This is a genomic window from Mesorhizobium sp. WSM4816, assembly GCF_055811535.1.
Genome location: NZ_JBVVQR010000021.1, coordinates 49,732 through 65,447, shown reverse-complemented (window position 1 = coordinate 65,447; position 15,716 = coordinate 49,732). Strand labels below are relative to the sequence as shown.

Sequence of the window (15,716 nt, the reverse complement as noted above, 5' to 3'; positions counted from 1 at the left end):
CGTAGCCTGAATTCAGACCCGCTCGACAAAAATTCATGCAGTCTTTGCATCGTTCTGTCAACCGGAATGGCATTCTGCTGGACAGAACTGTCCGGATGCGGCACAATTGTTCCGATCGGCCCTTCTGTCCAACTGGGAACGGAACGACGTGGTCAAGCGGACAACCGTAACACAATCCAAGCCTGCGTCGACCAACGGCGTTGCCGCGCTCGATCGTGCGATCGCCATCCTCGACGCTTTCGCTGCTTCCGAGCACTCGCTCAGCCTGGCCGAAATCGCGGCGCGCACCGGCCTCTACAAGAGCACGATCCTGAGGCTGGCGAACTCGTTGCTGCGCGGGCAATTGCTGGAGCGTCTCGACGACGGCCGCTACCGTGTCGGCCCTGCCACCTTTCGGCTGGGCGCCCTATACCAGCGTTCGGTGGTGGCGATCGACATCCTGCTGCCGATCATGCGCGATCTGGCCGAGCGAAGCTGGGAAAGCGTCGCTTTCTATGTCCGTTCGGGCGACGTGCGCACCTGTCTTTACCGGGTCGAGTCCAAGCATCCCATCCGCTACACCATCCGGGAAGGCGACGTGCTGCCCCTGCTGGCCGGCACAGGCGGCCGCGTGCTTGCGGCGTTTTCCGGTCAGCAGGGCGAACCATACGAGACGATCCGCAAAACCTACCATTGTTTGTCGGTCGGCGATCGCGACCCCGAGACGGCGGGCGTCTCGGCACCAGTGTTCGGGCCGGGGCACACCCTGCTCGGTGCATTGACGCTGTCCGGCCCGAGCACGCGCGTCGACGTGGCCTTTCTGCAGCGCATGAAAAATCCGCTGATTGAGGCGGCCGCGCGCGCCACCCGCGCTTTCGGCGAAGACGCCTCGATGCTCGAACAGGCAGCCCTAAAGGCCGAAGCGGAAGGCCCGGTGCTGAAGCGGCAGGCGTAGAAAGCCTCAATTCGACCAGAACCACAGGATGCCAGGCCGCAACCGCTAGGGCTGCCGTTCCAGCAGGATCGTCGCATTGTCGTGATAGGTGGTCCGCAACACTTCGCTGTAGCCGCATTTGGCCGCGACGCTCAGCGAAGCGGTGTTTTCCGGATCGATGATGCAGACAGTCCTTGCACGCCCGAATGCCTCGTCGCCCCAGGCGAGAGCCCGTCCGACGACTTCGCTGGCGAACCCTTGGCCATGTGCGCTCGGGACCAGCGCCCAACCGGCTTCCGGAACGCCTTCGATCGACGGCACCATGTCGCGCTTCAGATCGTGGAAGCCGGCCTCGCCGATGAAGCGGCCGGATACCTTGTCCTCGATCGCCCAGAAGCCGTAGCCCAGCAGCGACCACAGGCCGGCATGACGCAGGAAGCGCATCCAGCTTTCCTCGCGCGTGCGCGGCTTGCCGCCGATGAAGCGCGTGACGTCCGGATCGGCCCACATGGCGACATAGGCATCGAAATCATCGAGCTGGTGTGGCCGCAAGATGGTTCGCTTCGTCTCGATGACCGGCGCGCTGGCTGCTCCCGGATTTCCCATAACTCTGCCTCGCCACGCACGATCGCCGAAAAACCGCCTCCGAAACGATCATGCGCAAATTCAAAGTGTTTCTTTGCCGGTGCCTCATGCATGTCGCCCAAATGTCCAACAAGAGCCAGGACAGGGCAGATCATCTTCCAGCGCGAGAAACGAGGTCGAGGCGCATCGACCGCGGGAAACTGTGACCTGACACGCGCGATTTCAGCCGCGCCACGGCATGTTCATGTAGACGCCGCCACGCTTCAATTCGTCCAGCATCTGGTCGAGCCGCTTATGTCTTGTCTCGGCGCGTTTGGCACGAGCGATCCAGCCGAGATAGTCGTTCTTCTGATAATCCGGTCTGTCATCATAGGCCGCCATCAATCCTTGCTTTGTCAAAGCGGTTCGAATGTCGTCCGGCATCGGGTTCAAGGCGCGTTTCAGCCTGGTCATGGGCAAAATTTTGGCTGTCAGGATTTGGCGTCAACAACGCAGGGACGTAGTCGCGAACGCCAGCTCCGGCATGGGATTCTTGCCGAACGATGCTACCCTTCGCACGAAACTGATTCAGCGTCCGCTGTGCCGTCCGACGGAGGGAAAAGGGCATGGATACCACCGATCTTCTGCTTGCCATCTTTCATCATCTGCTGGTGTTTTCACTGGCCGGCATCATCGGCGCCGAATTTGTCCTGATCCGCGGCGATCTGCCCGCCGCGACGCTTCGGCGGCTTGTCGGCATCGATCGCCATTACGGCATCATCGCCATGCTGATCATCGTTGTCGGCATCGGACGCGTCATCTACGGGCTGAAGGGTTGGGAATTCTACGTCTACAACTGGGCGTTCTGGGCAAAGATGGTGGCCTTCGTCACCGTCGGGCTGCTGTCGATCGTCCCGACGGTCCGCTTTGCGTCCTGGAGCAGGCAGGCCTCGGCCAGCCCCGGCTTTCAAGTGCCGACAGCACAACTTGCATCCGTTCGAACTTATGTCCGCGCCGAAGCCTTCATCTTCCTGCTGATCCCGGTCTTCGCCGCGGCGATGGCGCGCGGCTACGGCTACTGAATTTCGCCTACGGGTTCGAGCGGCGCAATTTCGACCAGCGGCGCCGGAACATCATTCGTCTTCTCCTCGGCCTTGCAGATGTCGGCGATGACACAGACCGGGCAATCCGGTTTGCGCGCCTTGCAGACATAGCGGCCATGCAGGATCAGCCAGTGATGCGCATGGCGCATGTATTCGTCCGGAATGATCCTCAACAGCCCCTGCTCGACCTGTTCCGGCGTCTTGCCGGGCGCCAGCCGCAGCCGGTTGCTGATGCGAAAGATATGCGTGTCGACGGCCATGGTGTGCTGGCCGAAGGCCATGTTGAGCACGACATTGGCGGTCTTGCGCCCGACGCCCGGCAGCTTGACCAATTGATCGCGGTCGTCGGGCACCTCGCCACCATGATCGCGGATCAGCGCCTCCGACAGCGCGATGACGTTCTTGGCCTTATTGCGCCACAGCCCAACGGTGCGGATATAGTCGCCGACCTTGGCTTCGCCGAGAGCCAGCATCTTTTGCGGCGTGTCGGCGACCTTGAACAGCGCCCGCGTTGCCTTGTTAACGCCGACATCGGTCGCCTGTGCCGAAAGCACCACCGCCACCAGCAGCGTGAAGGCGTTGATGTGTTCGAGTTCGCCCTTCGGCTCGGGCCGCTGAACGGAAAAGCGTCGGAAAATCTCGTGCACTTCGGCCGGGCTGTAGCGCGAATCGGACCGCACCGGCCGGGCACGCGGTTTGGCGTTCGAGCCGTCGCGTCGGCCGGGGAGCAGTTCATTTTTGGGTGTAGAGGATTTTTTGGACTTGGGGCTCGTCATCCCCTTCCTATAATATCCCGGCATGAGCGACACAAACGCCTCATATCAGGCCGACGAGCCATTCTTCCAGGCGTTGCTGATACCGCATCGCTCGCTGGGCAAAACCGGCTTTGCCATCCTGATGGGCGCTCTGCTGTTCGGCTCGTTGGCTACCGGAGCGTTTTTCCTGTCGCGCGGCGCCTGGCCGGTGTTCGGCTTCCTGGGTCTCGACGTCATCGCCGTCTACATCGCCTTTCGCGCCAATTATCGTGCCGCCCGCGCCCGTGAGGAAGTGTCGGTCTCGCGCACCAGCCTCGACATCCGCAAGACCGCGCCATCAGGCAAATCGGAAGCGCATCGCTTCAATCCGTTCTGGGCGCGTTTTTCGGTCGCCCGCCACGCCGAAATCGGCATCACCAGGATGGCGGTGGAAGCACAAGGCCAGAATGTGCCGATCGGCGGCTTCCTCAATCCCGACGACCGCGAGAGCTTTGCGTCAGCCTTTTCGCGCGCCCTGGCGACCGCGAAAGCGCGCTGAATGTGAGCGAACCGCCTCGTTCGCGAACCGGTTCTGCGGTGCCTTGCCATAAACGGTAATCGGCAGCGTCTACTTCTCCCTGCTTGAATGCACGTTTTGCCAGCCCTCGTCGGCTCCTTGCTCGAAGCCAGATCTATCTGGATGCACATGACGAGAAGGCAAGTTTCGGGTGGTGATCGGAGCCGCGAAGGACGATATTCACGATCAAGGAGATGGCCCGATGAACGCACAGACAGCTATTCTGAAGAAAGACATCACACCCGAAGGCGGTGACTACGAAGTTGTTCGGCGCGCGATCGAGAAGATCAGCCTTGACTATCGTGACCAGCCGTCGCTCGAGATATTGGCGGAGGAAGTCGGCGAGACGCCGACCGGGTTGCAGAAGCTCTTCACCCGCTGGGCCGGCCTGTCGCCCAAGGCGTTTCTGCAGGCGGTCACGCTCGACCACGCGCGCAAACTGCTCGATTCCGGCATGCCGCTGCTCGAGGCTTCTTTCGAGGTCGGCATGTCGGGCCCCGGCCGGTTGCACGACCTTTTCGTCACCCATGAAGCGATGTCGCCGGGCGACTACAAGGCGCGCGGCGCCGGGCTGACGATCCGCTACGGCTATCATATCTCGCCTTTCGGCATCGCCCTGATCATGGTCACAGACCGTGGGCTTGCCGGCCTCGCCTTCAGCGATGTCGGCGACGAGCGTGCGGCCTTCGCCGACATGTCCGGCCGCTGGCCGAACGCAAACTATATCGAGGACATGGCCGCGACGGCGCCCTATGCGGCGCGCATCTTCGACCCGGCACTGTGGCGCGCCGACCAGCCGCTGCGCGTCGTCTTGATCGGCACCGACTTCCAGGTCCGCGTCTGGGAGGCCCTGCTGCGCATCCCGATGGGCAAGGCCTGCACCTATTCCTCGATCGCCGCCGGCATCGGCGCACCGAGCGCCAGCCGGGCGGTGGGTGCCGCGGTTGGCGCCAATCCGATGTCCTTCGTGGTGCCGTGCCACCGGGCTCTCGGCAAGTCAGGCGCGCTCACAGGCTACCACTGGGGCCTGACGCGCAAACGCGCCATCCTTGGCTGGGAAGCGGGACAGGTCGGATCCTGAAATCGCGCGCCAATTGTCGATGTCGGCACCGCCGACGCCTGGAGTGCGCTGAGAAGCGCGTTCAAACCTGACGCGATTAGATCGCGCGGTCTGGCAAGCGGCGGCCTTACGGAGTAGCTTCCCGCAGTCAGCAGGGAGGCACCACTTGATAATCGTTGTCGGCTCGATCAACCTCGACCTTATCGCCAATGTCGACCGCTTGCCCGCACCGGGCGAGACGGTCCGTGGCTCCGGTTTCGCCACCGCACCCGGCGGCAAGGGCGCCAACCAGGCGCTGGCCGCCGCGCGTGCCGGCGCCACGGTGCGCATGGTCGGCGCGGTCGGCAAGGACAATTTCGCCACCGAAGCGCTGGCGCTGTTGCGGGACGGCAAGATCGACCTGTCCGGTGTCGGTGAAACCTTCGCCTCGACCGGCACGGCCTTGATCATGGTCGCCGACGACGGCGAGAATGTCATTGCCGTGGTGCCGGGCGCCAATGATTCGGTCGTCACAGGCGACCTCTCCAAGGCTTTCATGAAGAAGGGCGATGTCGTGCTCCTGCAGCAGGAAATCCCGCTGCAGACTGTCGATGCAGCACTTGACGCAGCACGGGCGGCAGGCGCGGTTACCGTGCTCAACACGGCACCGTTCCGCGCAGAGGCGGCCGCCTTCCTCGGCAAGGCCGACTATGTCGTCGCCAACGAAACCGAATTCGACCTCTATGGCGAGGCGCTGTCGCTGAGCGGCCGCGATCGCCCGGCGCGGATGCGCGATTTCGCGGGGACGACCGGTCGCACAATCGTCGTCACGCTCGGCGGTGACGGCGTTCTGGCCGCCACGCCAGCCGATCTCCTGATGGTTCCGGCGTTGAACGTCACTCCGCTCGATACGGTCGGCGCCGGCGACACGTTCTGCGGCTATTTTGCCGCCGGGCTGTCATCCGGCCTGCCGCTCGACCAGGCGCTCGCCCGTGCTGCAGCCGCTGGTTCGCTCGCTTGCCTGAAGCCCGGCGCCCAGCCGGCGATCCCGCTGGCGAAGGACGTCGAGGCGGCGCTCCAAAACACGCCAGCCAGGTGAGAGCCATGCGTCCGGCCACAAAACACGCCGTGCCGCCTGCCGGCAATATCTGCCGCCTGTCCGCCGTGGATCTTGCCGAGGCGATCCGGCGCAGGCGGTTGTCGGTGCGCGAGGTGGCGACGGCATTCCTCGACCGGATCGACGCGGTAAACCCGCTGGTCAATGCCATCGTCTCGCTGCGCGACCGTGCCGACATCTTGCGCGAGGCCGACAGGGCGGACGCCCATCTGGCGCATGCTGGGCATGCCGCACCGCTTTTCGGCCTGCCGATCGCCATCAAGGATCTCGCGCAGACCAAGGGCCTCAGGACCAGCTTCGGCTCGCCGATCTTTGCCGATTTCGTGCCGCAGGAAGACGATTATTTCGTCGAGCGCATCCGCAAGGCCGGCGCCATCATCATCGGCAAGACCAACGTTCCCGAATTCGGCCTGGGCTCCAATACCTACAACACGGTGTTCGGCCCGACACTCAATGCTTTCGACCCGGCCTTGACCGCCGGCGGCTCGAGCGGCGGCGCGGCGGTCGCACTGGCGCTCGACATGGTGCCTGTCGCCGACGGCAGCGACTTTGGCGGCTCGCTGCGCAACCCGGCCGCCTACAACAACGTCTATGGCTTCCGTCCGTCGCAGGGGCTTGTCCCGGCCGGCCCCGAGCTTGACGTCTTCCACGCCCAGATGGGCGTCGAAGGGCCGATGGGCCGCAACGTTCGCGACATGGCCTTGCTGCTCGACGAGCAGGCTGGCTACGACCCTCGCGCGCCGCTCTCGCATCACAAACAGGGCTGCTTCCTGCAGGGACTGCAAACGCCGACGGCCGGCGGCCGCATCGCCTGGCTCGGCGATCTCGGTGGTCATCTGCCGGTCGAACCCGGCATCCTTAGTCTTTGCGAGGCCGCTCTCGGCCGGTTCGCCGCGGCATCCTTTCAGACCGAAGCGCTGGTGCCGGATGTCGATTTCGAAGCGCTGTGGCAGGCCTTCGTGACGCTGCGCCAGGCGAGCAGCGGTTGTGCGCTCAAGGCACATTACGACGATCCCTTGAAACGCGCTCTTCTGAAGCCGGAGGCCGTGTGGGAGGTGGAACAGGCGCTGCAACTCACGGCACCGCAGATCCACGCCGCCACGGTGAGGCGCTCGTCGTGGCATCGAACGTTGCTGTCACTCTTCGACCAATTCGACCTGATTGCGCTGCCGACTGCGCAGGTTTTTCCCTTCCATGTCGGTACTCCTTGGCCCAGGGAGCTGGCCGGGCGTGCCATGGACAGCTATCACCGCTGGATGCAGGTGTCAGCGCTCGCCACGCTGGGCGGCTGCCCGGCGGTCAACGTGCCGGCCGGCTTCGATGGCAGCGGCAGGCCGATGGGCATGCAATTGATCGGGCGGCCGCGCCGCGACATGGCCGTGCTGAAAGCGGCGGCAGCCTACGAGACGACGCTGCCGTGGCTGGCTGGAGCCTAAATCCAGGTCAAGGTTGCCAGCGACATCTCTTGCCGGCTTGCACCCGCGTTACTGTCATGCATTGATCGCGGTCAGCCGTGTCGCAAAGCCGCATACCGTCGAGGAAATCATGTCGCTGGAACTCTATGCCACCTATCTCGTCGCCTGCCTTGTCATCATCCTGGTACCCGGACCGACGGTCACGCTGATCATCGCCAACAGCATCCGCCATGGCTCTCGCGCCGGCCTCGCCAACGTCGCCGGCACACAGGCCGGACTGGCGATCATGATCGCCATTGTCGGCATCGGATTGACCTCGCTGATCGCGGGAATGGGCCATTGGTTCGAATGGGTCAGGCTGATCGGTGCCGCCTATCTGATCTGGATGGGTGTGCAGATGTTCCGCTCCAAGGGCAAGCTGAACGCCGACGGATCGGCAAAGACACCGCGCGGCGGCTTCTTCCTGCAGGGCCTGCTGGTGGCGATCAGCAATCCCAAGACGCTGGTGTTCTTCGGCGCCTTTTTTCCGCAGTTCATCGCCCCTGACGGCAACTATGGGTTGCAGATCGGCGTCATGGGTCTCACCGCCATGATCTTTGCCGCCGTATCGGATTCGACCTATGCGCTGGCCGCCGGCCGCGCCGGACGCCTGCTTTCGGCCGGCCGCGTCAAGCTGCTGTCGCGGATAAGCGGCAGTTTTCTGGTCGGCGGCGGCCTGTGGCTGGCGTTTTCAAAGGCGAAGTGAGCGGCACTCTTTTTCTTCTCCCCTGGGGCCCCTGGGGAGAAGAAGAACCTAAAGCCGGCCCAGCCTTTCCAGCAGCAGCGCGAACAACGCATCGTGGTCGATGTCGCGCATCACCATGGCGTTGCTCGGCCGTTTGGTCACGCCCCACCAGTCGATCACGGTCATGCCCATGGTGAGTTCCGAGGCGGTTTCCACAGCGACATTGCAGTTGCGGCCCCTGAACAGCTCGGGTTTCAACAGATAGGCGATGACGCAAGGGTCATGCAGCGGACCGCCGTCGGTGCCGTATTTCGCTTCGTCGAATCGTTCGAAGAATTCCAGCATCTCCGCCGTGGCCGTGCCGACCCTGGTGCCGAGCTTGCGGTAGGCTTGGGTGCGCTTGGCCGTGGTCAGCGCCTTGTGGGTGACGTCGAGCGGCATCATGACGATCGGAATGCCGGATTTGAATACGACATCGGCGGCATGCGGGTCGACATAGATGTTGAATTCGGAGGTCGGGGTGACGTTGCCGCCTTCGAAGAAGCCGCCGCCCATCAGCACGATTTCCTTGATGCGCGGCGCGATCTTCGGCTCGCGGATCAGCGCCAGCGCTATGTTGGTGAGCGGACCGAGTGCGCACAGGGTGATCGTGCCGCTCTCTTCCTTCATCAGCGTCTCGACGATGAAATCGACTGCGTACTGGGCCTGCAGCTCCATGGTTGGTTCGGGCAATTGCGGTCCGTTGAGCCCGGTCTCGCCATGCACCTCCTCGGCGGTTACCAGTTCGCGCGCCAGCGGCCGGATGGCGCCGGCATAGACCTTGATGTCAGGCCGGCCGGCCAGCTCGCAGATCTTGCGTGCATTCTTTTCGGTGAGTCTCAGCGGCACGTTGCCGGCGACGGCGGTCATGCCGACGATCTCCAGCTCGGCGCTGCCGAGCGCCAGCAATATGGCGACGGCATCATCCTGGCCGGGATCCGTGTCGATGATGATCTTGCGGGATTGGGGCATTTCAATTCCTTTTTAGGGAGTCTTTTTGGGCGGGGATTTTGACGGCTTGAACTCGACCGCCGGGCGGACCATATCAAGACCATCGGGAAAAATGCCATACGGGTTTTTCCAGTTTATGTCGCTCTTGAGAGGACAGTGTAACATGAGCCGAATGACGCCTTTTTCCAGCCCGCTTCTCCTGGGTTTCGACGCCATGGAAAAGACCCTGGAGCGTCTGGCGAAGTCGGGTGACAGCTACCCTCCCTACAACATCGAGCGCCTCAGCGGTGCCGACGGCAAGGCCGAAAGGCTGCGTATCACACTCGCTGTCGCCGGTTTCGCCGAAAACGATCTCGATGTGACCACGGAGGAGAACCAGTTGGTCGTGCGCGGCCGTCAGAACGATGACACCGAGCGCGAATTTCTGCACCGCGGCATTGCCGCGCGCCAGTTCCAGCGCTGTTTCGTGCTGGCCGACGGCATGCGGGTGATCGCGGCGGAGCTGAAGAACGGTCTTTTGTCGATCGATCTCGATCGGCCCGAGTCCGAACGGCTGGTACGGAAAATAAACATATCGGTGAAAGACTGATTTTTACCGATTGCTCTCATGCGAGGCGGCCTTGAACGGGGTCCTCGCTGCACGGAGGCTTAAATGACCAGAACTGACGAAAACCTTATCATGACCAGCGGCGAGTTCGCCCATCTCGGCGAAGGCTCGGTCGCCTATCTCAGGAAAATCTCGAGCGACGATCTGCGCGGCCGTTTCCCGGGCCTCGGCGAAATCGCGCCCGGGCTGGAACTGTGGGCCCTGTTTGCCGCCAACGGCCAGCCGATCCTGCTTTCCGACGCTCGCGAGCGGGCGCTGGCCGGCGCCCTGGAAAACGACCTGACCCCCGTCGCGATCCACTAAGTCGCCATCCACTAACAAGACGGCGCAGCGATCTGGTTAGAACGGACAGGGCCGCTCGCGGCGGCCCTTTAACCGAACTGATCGAAAAAACTCAGGCCGCGTGCGAGGCTTGTGTATCCGATAAAAGCGCATGGATCGCTGCGGCGTCGCGGGTGCCCCTGATCTTGGCCACCGTGTCGGCGTCGCGCAGCACCCGCGCAATGCGCGACAGCGCCTTGAGATGGTCGGCGCCGGCGCCTTCGGGCGCCAAAAGCAGGAACACCAGATCGACCGGCTGGTCGTCCAGCGCCTCGAAATCGACCGGCGTCTCCAGCCGGGCGAAAACCCCGGCGATCCGCTTCACCCCGGCCAGCTTGCCATGCGGAATGGCAATGCCGTTGCCGACACCGGTCGAGCCCAGCCGTTCACGCTGCAGGATGGTGTCGAACACCTCCCGTTCCGGAATGCCGGCAATTGCCGCCGCCCTTTCGGACAGCATTTGCAGCAGTTGCTTCTTGGAGTTCGCCTTCAACGCCGGCAAGATTGCCGGAACGTTGATAAGATCGCTCAGGTCCATACTTGAAATCCCTTGTTCGCCTGCCGTCGCCAGCCCTCACTCTCGCGTGCGGCTGGTGCCTTATCCCAGTGCGGCCTTGGCCGTCAGCCCGCTGCGGCCTTGGCCGTCAGCCCAGTGCGGCCTTGGCCGTTAGCCCTGCGCGACCTTGGTCGTAGACGGGTCGATCCAGCCGATGTTTCCGTCCGGCCGACGATAGACGATATTGAGATGCTCGTTTCCGGCGTTGCGGAAGACGAGGACCGGGCTGTCCTTGGTGTCGAGTTCGATCACCGCTGACGCCACCGACATGGTCCGCAGCGTCATGGTTGATTCGGCGACGATGGCTGGCGCGAAATTCTCCGGCATTTCCTCGTCATCGTCGGCAAGCGGCGCCATCACCGTATAGGCGACGTCGGTGGGTTCGCCATTGGCGTTGCCTGAATTATGCGACTTCAGCCGACGCTTGTAGCGGCGAAGGCGGGTCTCGAGGCGATCCGCCGCCGCCTCGAAAGCGAGCGTCGGGTCCTGCGCTTCACCGGTCGCCTGCAGCGAAGCGCCGGAATCCAGCCGGATCATGCAATCGGCCGTGTAGCGCGATCCCGATTTGACGACTACAATTTGCCCAGAAAAGCCCCGATCGAAATATTTCCCGATCACCTCTCCGACACGGTCGTTGATGCGCGTACGGAACGCATCGCCGATATCCATGTGTTTTCCTGATATGCGCAGCGTCATCTGAATACTGACCTTCCTTGCTCAGGCTTCAAACTGTCCCGAGTTTATACCCGTGGTCTGAGCGCACAAGCTTTGCGGCGTCACTTGCGCCGATTTTAAATCCGAACTTTTCCGATTGATCACAAGCCGCCTTCTTGACCGTCCCGTGGCCAACGTCGTGACGGACCATCCGCATGCGGGCAGTAGCCCGTCCCATGCGGGCGGGCTTCTAGCCACTTCATTGCGGCTTGTCAATGAAGTGCGAAAGCTGTCGAAAATTCCGTCGGAGATCAACGTCCGGCGCTGGCCAAAGCGCGTTTTTCACGCCGCCGCTGCACCGACGAGGGAATATTCATGCCCTCCCGATACTTGGCGACCGTGCGCCTGGCGATATCGACGCCGCTTTCCCGCAACATATCCACAATCGCGTCGTCGGAAAGCACGTCGGCAGGTTTCTCCTCGTCGATCAACTGCTTGATGCGGTCGCGCACCGCTTCAGACGAATGCGCGTCACCGCCACCCGACGAAGCGATCGAGGCGGTGAAGAAATAGCGCAGTTCGAACACGCCGCGCGGCGTCAGCATGTATTTGTTGGCGGTGACCCGGCTGACGGTCGATTCGTGCATGCCGATGGCGTCGGCCACCGTGCGCAGGTTGAGCGGCCTCAGGTGACGCACGCCATGGACGAGGAAGGCGTCCTGCTGGCGCACGATTTCTGAGGCAACCTTGAGGATAGTCTTCGCCCGCTGATCGAGGCTGCGCGTCAGCCAATTGGCGTTTTGCAGGCACTCCGCCAGGAAATCCTTTTCCGTCTGATTTTTCGCATGCGGCGAAACCCGAGCGAAATAGATATGGTCGACCAGCACGCGCGGCAGCGTTTCGGGGTTGAGTTCGATCACCCAGCTCCCGTCATTGGCCGCACGCACTTCGACATCGGCGATGATCGCGTCGCTGGCGCCGCCCGAAAACGCCATCCCCGGGCGCGGATCGAGCGCACGTATCTCGGCCAGCATGTCGAGCAGATCCTCCTCATCGACCCCACAAATCCGTTTCAGGGTGTGGAAATCGCGCCGGGCCAGGAGTTCGAGATTGGCAATCAAAGCCTTCATCGCATCGTCGAGACGGTCGCGGACCGCAAGCTGCAGCGACAGGCATTCGGCAAGGTCGCGGGCAAAGAGGCCGGTGGGCTCGAATGTCTGGCAGACCGCGAGCGCATTTGCCACCGCCGCTCTGTCGGTGCCGAGACGAGTGGCGATCTCAGCCATGTCGGCGCGCATGTAGCCGGCCTCGTCGAGGCCATCGGCCAGTTCGCTGGCGATCAGGCGTGCTGCCGGGTCGGCGAAGGCAAGCGCGACCTGCTCGGCGACATGCTCGCGCAGCGTGATGGCTCCGGCCGCCATGTCTCCGACGTCAAAACCGTCGGAAGAGGATGCGGAACCGTTGCCGGATGCCGATTTCCACTGGGCCGTCAGGTCGGGACCGAGCCGCTCGCTGGTGCCGGGGTCGTCGGGAAACAGGTTTTCCAGCGAAGTATCGAGCTTTTCCGAGATCGCCTCGGCGCTCCACGCCGTTTCCTTCTCGAACCAGTCGCCGGCGGTGGCCGTTTCCGGCGCGGCATCGATCTTCTGCGCCTGGTCGCTGACGGCATCGTCTTGCGGCTCGGCGCGCTCGAGCAAAGGATTGCGCTCGATCTCGTCGTCGATGAAGCGTTCCAGCTCGATGTGGGTGAACTGCAGCAGCCGTATCGACTGCATGAGTTGCGGCGTCATCACCAGCGACTGGGACTGTCGTAGCTGTAGTTTTGCCGCCAACGCCATGGTTCGGTTCAAACGCCCTGTCTACGCATCGGACTGCCGGAAGGAGTTCGGCATAGAAACTGGCCCGGCTTTTGCTTGTCAAGGCGACGGCGATCAAAACTCGCCTGTCCGTGCGTATTCCGACGAGAAATCGAAGAAAAAGCTCTGTCTCGCGTCAAAAACCGCGTCTGGACAGAAATTTTCACGCTTAGAGTGTAAACCCCTCACCGAGATAAAGCCGCCGCACATCCGGGTTTGCAACCACTTCGTCGGCCCGGCCATGGGTCAACACCTGGCCGGCATGGATGATGTAGGCGCGGTCGATCAGGCCGAGCGTCTCGCGGACATTGTGATCGGTGATGAGCACGCCGATGCCGCGCGCCGTCAGATGGCGCACGAGTTGCTGGATGTCGGCGACGGCGATCGGATCGATGCCGGCGAAAGGCTCGTCGAGCAGCATGTATGCGGGGCGGGTCGCCAGGGCGCGCGCGATTTCAAGGCGCCGCCGCTCGCCGCCGGAAAGCGACAGCGACGGGGCCTTGCGCAGATGGCTGATGTGAAACTCCTCGAGCAGTTCGTCGAGAATGCGTTCGCGCTCCTTGCGGCTCTTCTCGACCACTTCGAGCACGGCACGGATGTTTTGCTCGACGCTCAAGCCGCGAAAGATCGACGCCTCCTGCGGAAGGTAGCCGATGCCAAGGCGGGCGCGGCGGTACATCGGCATAGAGGTGACATCGAAGCCGTCGATTTCGATCGTGCCTTCGTCGACCGGCACCAGGCCGGTGACCATGTAGAAGCAGGTGGTCTTGCCGGCGCCGTTGGGGCCGAGCAGCCCGACCGCCTCACCGGCGCGCACGCCGATCGTCACGCCACTGACGACTTTGCGGCCCTTGTAGCTTTTGGTCAGCCCTTTGGCGATCAGGGTTCCCTTGAATTTTACCTGATCGAGGCTAATCGCGGCCGGTGCCGCAAGTTTGCTGGCGGCGCGTCCTGGAAGACGCGCCAACAGCGATGCTACGTCGACCATCAGGGGTTCGCCGCTCCCGACTTCGGCGGCGTGATCGACATCATGACGCGTCCACCGCCGCAGGGGTCGACCTGGGCCAGACCGCTCTTCATCTGCACGGTCAGCTTGCAGCCGACCAGTACATTGTCGCCTTGCGAGAGCACGACTTTGCTGCCTGAAAGCACCAGCACTTCCGTCTTCATGTCGAAGGTGCCGCTGTCGCCCGTGGCGACCTGGTCGTCCGATTTGATATAGACCTTGTTGGCGACCTCCAGACGGTCGATGTCGGCCGAGCCGGTCATCGCGGCACCCGACGCCTGCTCACCCTTGGCGGCAGCGTCCGGGTCCTTGACGTAATAGACCGTCATCTTGCCGGCCTTGAGCAAGGTCGGACCCTGGACGACGTTTACATTGCCTGTGAACACCGCGACGCTGTCCGCCTGACGGACCTCGAGCTTGTCGCTTTCGATCTGGATGGGCTTGTCGCCGGACAGTTTGAGGCCCGACAGCTGGCTGGTGGTCCTGGACTGCGCCAGAGCCGGCGCCGCCCCCAAAGCCAGCCCCAAAGCCAGCCCAACAGCCGGCAACGCCGAAGCCGCGGCCACGAGCCGTGTCGAACTACTGAACCGCATTGGATTCTCCGCTCATTGCCTCTGCCGCCTTCAAGCTGGCGGGATCGATGTTGACACGCACTCTGTTCTCGAAAACCACGATCTTGCCGTTGTCCTGGACAGACATCGAATCCGCGGTAATCCGCGACCCGCCACGGCTGACGTCGACCGGATCGTTCGTCTTCATAGTGCCTTTGCCCATGTCGAGAAAGACCGATTTGAACTTTGCCGCCAGGCCATCTGTGGTGGTTATGGTGACATCGCTGGTCAGGCTCATCGTGTTGCCATCACGATTGAAGCTACCGTGCGGGGCATTGATGGCCGCCACATTGTCGGTTGATATCGGCAGCTTGGCGTCGATGCCTTCCAGATTGATGATACCTTGCTGGCTCACGTCCTGTATGGCGCGCAAAGCCGTCATGGAATAGGGCAGTTTCTGCTTGGTGAACCCGTTGAGCTTGGGGTTGGCCATCACCAGCTTGCCATTGGCGAACGCGCTGGCGTCGGCCTGGACCTGGATTGAGCCAGGTGCCATGAGATAGGAATAGACCGGGACGGCGACCGCGATCGCGGCAGCGGCCAGCGGCACCGCCAGCTTCAAGATACGCACGCGGCGCGAATGGCGCTGGGCGATGCCGAAGGCGTCGACTCGCGCCGGGCCTACGTCCGGGGAAGCCAACTCCGTCTCGGTGTTGGTCGGTTCGATCGGTCGCGCTAACATAACTGCTTTCTTCTAAACCCCTGCCGCCAAGCACCCCTATAGGTGGGATGCCGGCGCCCTCAAGCAAGCACAAGCGGAGGAAAACCGCAAAAGTGTGACGGTTGCTGTTGCACAAACGAAAAATGAAACCGGCACAACTTGCACGTCATACCAGATACGCGCCGACAGCGTTAGGGGCTGTGGATTGGTCTTTTATGTTCTCTCGAAACGCCGTCTCGCCAACGTCGAGACCTTGTCTTTGGCGCAA

Annotated in this window: 19 protein-coding genes; 9 read left to right on the top strand and 10 right to left on the bottom strand. The window is 62.8% G+C overall.

The features are described from left to right. Positions 1-148 precede the first annotated feature (148 nt). Entirely contained in the window at positions 149-934 is a 786-nt protein-coding gene (locus AC0L3H_RS21215) for an IclR family transcriptional regulator (protein ID WP_473586804.1), read from the top strand. A 45-nt stretch (positions 935-979) separates the two neighbouring features. Here the strand turns inward: AC0L3H_RS21215 and AC0L3H_RS21210 are convergent, their stop codons facing one another. Then, positions 980-1,519: a GNAT family N-acetyltransferase gene (locus AC0L3H_RS21210; protein WP_473586778.1), complete on the bottom strand. Its 540-nt coding sequence runs from the start codon at positions 1,517-1,519 to the stop codon at positions 980-982. A gap of 201 nt (positions 1,520-1,720) precedes the next feature. Beyond that, on the bottom strand, positions 1,721-1,951 hold the full coding sequence (locus AC0L3H_RS21205) for a YdeI/OmpD-associated family protein (RefSeq protein ID WP_287299265.1): 231 nt from the start codon (positions 1,949-1,951) through the stop codon (positions 1,721-1,723). Positions 1,952-2,103: 152 nt separating this feature from the next. On the opposite strand from AC0L3H_RS21205, the gene AC0L3H_RS21200 reads away from it, so the two are divergent. Then, positions 2,104-2,559: a DUF2214 family protein gene (locus AC0L3H_RS21200; RefSeq protein ID WP_287222287.1), complete on the top strand. Its 456-nt coding sequence runs from the start codon at positions 2,104-2,106 to the stop codon at positions 2,557-2,559. Here the strand turns inward: AC0L3H_RS21200 and nth are convergent. Then, positions 2,553-3,356, bottom strand: a complete 804-nt coding sequence (nth, locus tag AC0L3H_RS21195; protein WP_473586777.1) for an endonuclease III — start codon at positions 3,354-3,356, stop codon at positions 2,553-2,555. The genes AC0L3H_RS21200 and nth overlap by 7 nt on opposite strands. A gap of 22 nt (positions 3,357-3,378) precedes the next feature. Between nth and AC0L3H_RS21190 the strand changes: the two genes are divergently transcribed. From AC0L3H_RS21190 to AC0L3H_RS21170, 5 genes are all read left to right on the top strand, one after another. Next, complete coding sequence (locus AC0L3H_RS21190) at positions 3,379-3,873, top strand: DUF2244 domain-containing protein (RefSeq protein ID WP_473494327.1); 495 nt, start codon at positions 3,379-3,381, stop codon at positions 3,871-3,873. Positions 3,874-4,093: 220 nt separating this feature from the next. Then, complete coding sequence (locus AC0L3H_RS21185) at positions 4,094-4,972, top strand: methylated-DNA--[protein]-cysteine S-methyltransferase (protein ID WP_473586776.1); 879 nt, start codon at positions 4,094-4,096, stop codon at positions 4,970-4,972. Positions 4,973-5,117: 145 nt separating this feature from the next. Continuing rightward, on the top strand, positions 5,118-6,029 hold the full coding sequence (locus tag AC0L3H_RS21180; RefSeq protein WP_473586775.1) for a ribokinase: 912 nt from the start codon (positions 5,118-5,120) through the stop codon (positions 6,027-6,029). A gap of 5 nt (positions 6,030-6,034) precedes the next feature. Next, a complete protein-coding gene (locus AC0L3H_RS21175) occupies positions 6,035-7,483 on the top strand; it encodes an amidase (protein WP_473586774.1) in 1,449 nt (482 codons plus the stop codon). A gap of 109 nt (positions 7,484-7,592) precedes the next feature. Beyond that, positions 7,593-8,207, top strand: a complete 615-nt coding sequence (locus AC0L3H_RS21170) for a LysE family translocator (RefSeq protein ID WP_091595683.1) — start codon at positions 7,593-7,595, stop codon at positions 8,205-8,207. A gap of 48 nt (positions 8,208-8,255) precedes the next feature. Here the strand turns inward: AC0L3H_RS21170 and AC0L3H_RS21165 are convergent, their stop codons facing one another. After that, positions 8,256-9,197, bottom strand: a complete 942-nt coding sequence (locus AC0L3H_RS21165; protein WP_091595580.1) for a nucleoside hydrolase — start codon at positions 9,195-9,197, stop codon at positions 8,256-8,258. A 142-nt stretch (positions 9,198-9,339) separates the two neighbouring features. On the opposite strand from AC0L3H_RS21165, the gene AC0L3H_RS21160 reads away from it, so the two are divergent. Both AC0L3H_RS21160 and AC0L3H_RS21155 read left to right on the top strand, forming a co-directional pair. Further along, on the top strand, positions 9,340-9,765 hold the full coding sequence (locus AC0L3H_RS21160; RefSeq protein ID WP_023797450.1) for an Hsp20 family protein: 426 nt from the start codon (positions 9,340-9,342) through the stop codon (positions 9,763-9,765). 63 nt (positions 9,766-9,828) lie between these two features. Further along, positions 9,829-10,086, top strand: a complete 258-nt coding sequence (locus tag AC0L3H_RS21155) for a BQ00720 family protein (protein WP_023797449.1) — start codon at positions 9,829-9,831, stop codon at positions 10,084-10,086. A 91-nt stretch (positions 10,087-10,177) separates the two neighbouring features. On the opposite strand, the gene ptsN is transcribed toward AC0L3H_RS21155, so the two are convergent. The 6 genes from ptsN to lptC all read right to left on the bottom strand — a co-directional run bounded on the left by ptsN (position 10,178) and on the right by lptC (position 15,469). Beyond that, the gene (gene ptsN / locus AC0L3H_RS21150) at positions 10,178-10,642 is read right to left on the bottom strand and encodes a PTS IIA-like nitrogen regulatory protein PtsN (protein ID WP_023797448.1); all 465 of its coding nucleotides are present in this window, start codon (positions 10,640-10,642) and stop codon (positions 10,178-10,180) included. A 129-nt stretch (positions 10,643-10,771) separates the two neighbouring features. Next, the gene (hpf, locus tag AC0L3H_RS21145) at positions 10,772-11,356 is read right to left on the bottom strand and encodes a ribosome hibernation-promoting factor, HPF/YfiA family (RefSeq protein ID WP_023797447.1); all 585 of its coding nucleotides are present in this window, start codon (positions 11,354-11,356) and stop codon (positions 10,772-10,774) included. Positions 11,357-11,625: 269 nt separating this feature from the next. Beyond that, positions 11,626-13,152, bottom strand: coding sequence for an RNA polymerase factor sigma-54 (gene rpoN / locus AC0L3H_RS21140; RefSeq protein WP_473586773.1), 1,527 nt, complete (start codon positions 13,150-13,152; stop codon positions 11,626-11,628). A gap of 187 nt (positions 13,153-13,339) precedes the next feature. Next, positions 13,340-14,158 carry an LPS export ABC transporter ATP-binding protein gene (lptB, locus tag AC0L3H_RS21135; RefSeq protein WP_287230420.1) on the bottom strand — a complete coding sequence of 273 codons (819 nt, stop codon included), beginning with the start codon at positions 14,156-14,158 and terminating at the stop codon, positions 13,340-13,342. Then, positions 14,158-14,769, bottom strand: a complete 612-nt coding sequence (locus tag AC0L3H_RS21130; RefSeq protein ID WP_419694699.1) for an LptA/OstA family protein — start codon at positions 14,767-14,769, stop codon at positions 14,158-14,160. Before AC0L3H_RS21130 ends, lptB begins: the two co-directional genes overlap by 1 nt. Beyond that, positions 14,756-15,469 (bottom strand): LPS export ABC transporter periplasmic protein LptC, encoded by a 714-nt coding sequence (lptC, locus tag AC0L3H_RS21125; RefSeq protein ID WP_091595571.1) that lies wholly within the window; start codon positions 15,467-15,469, stop codon positions 14,756-14,758. The genes AC0L3H_RS21130 and lptC overlap by 14 nt, the downstream gene beginning before the upstream one ends. Positions 15,470-15,716 lie beyond the last annotated feature (247 nt).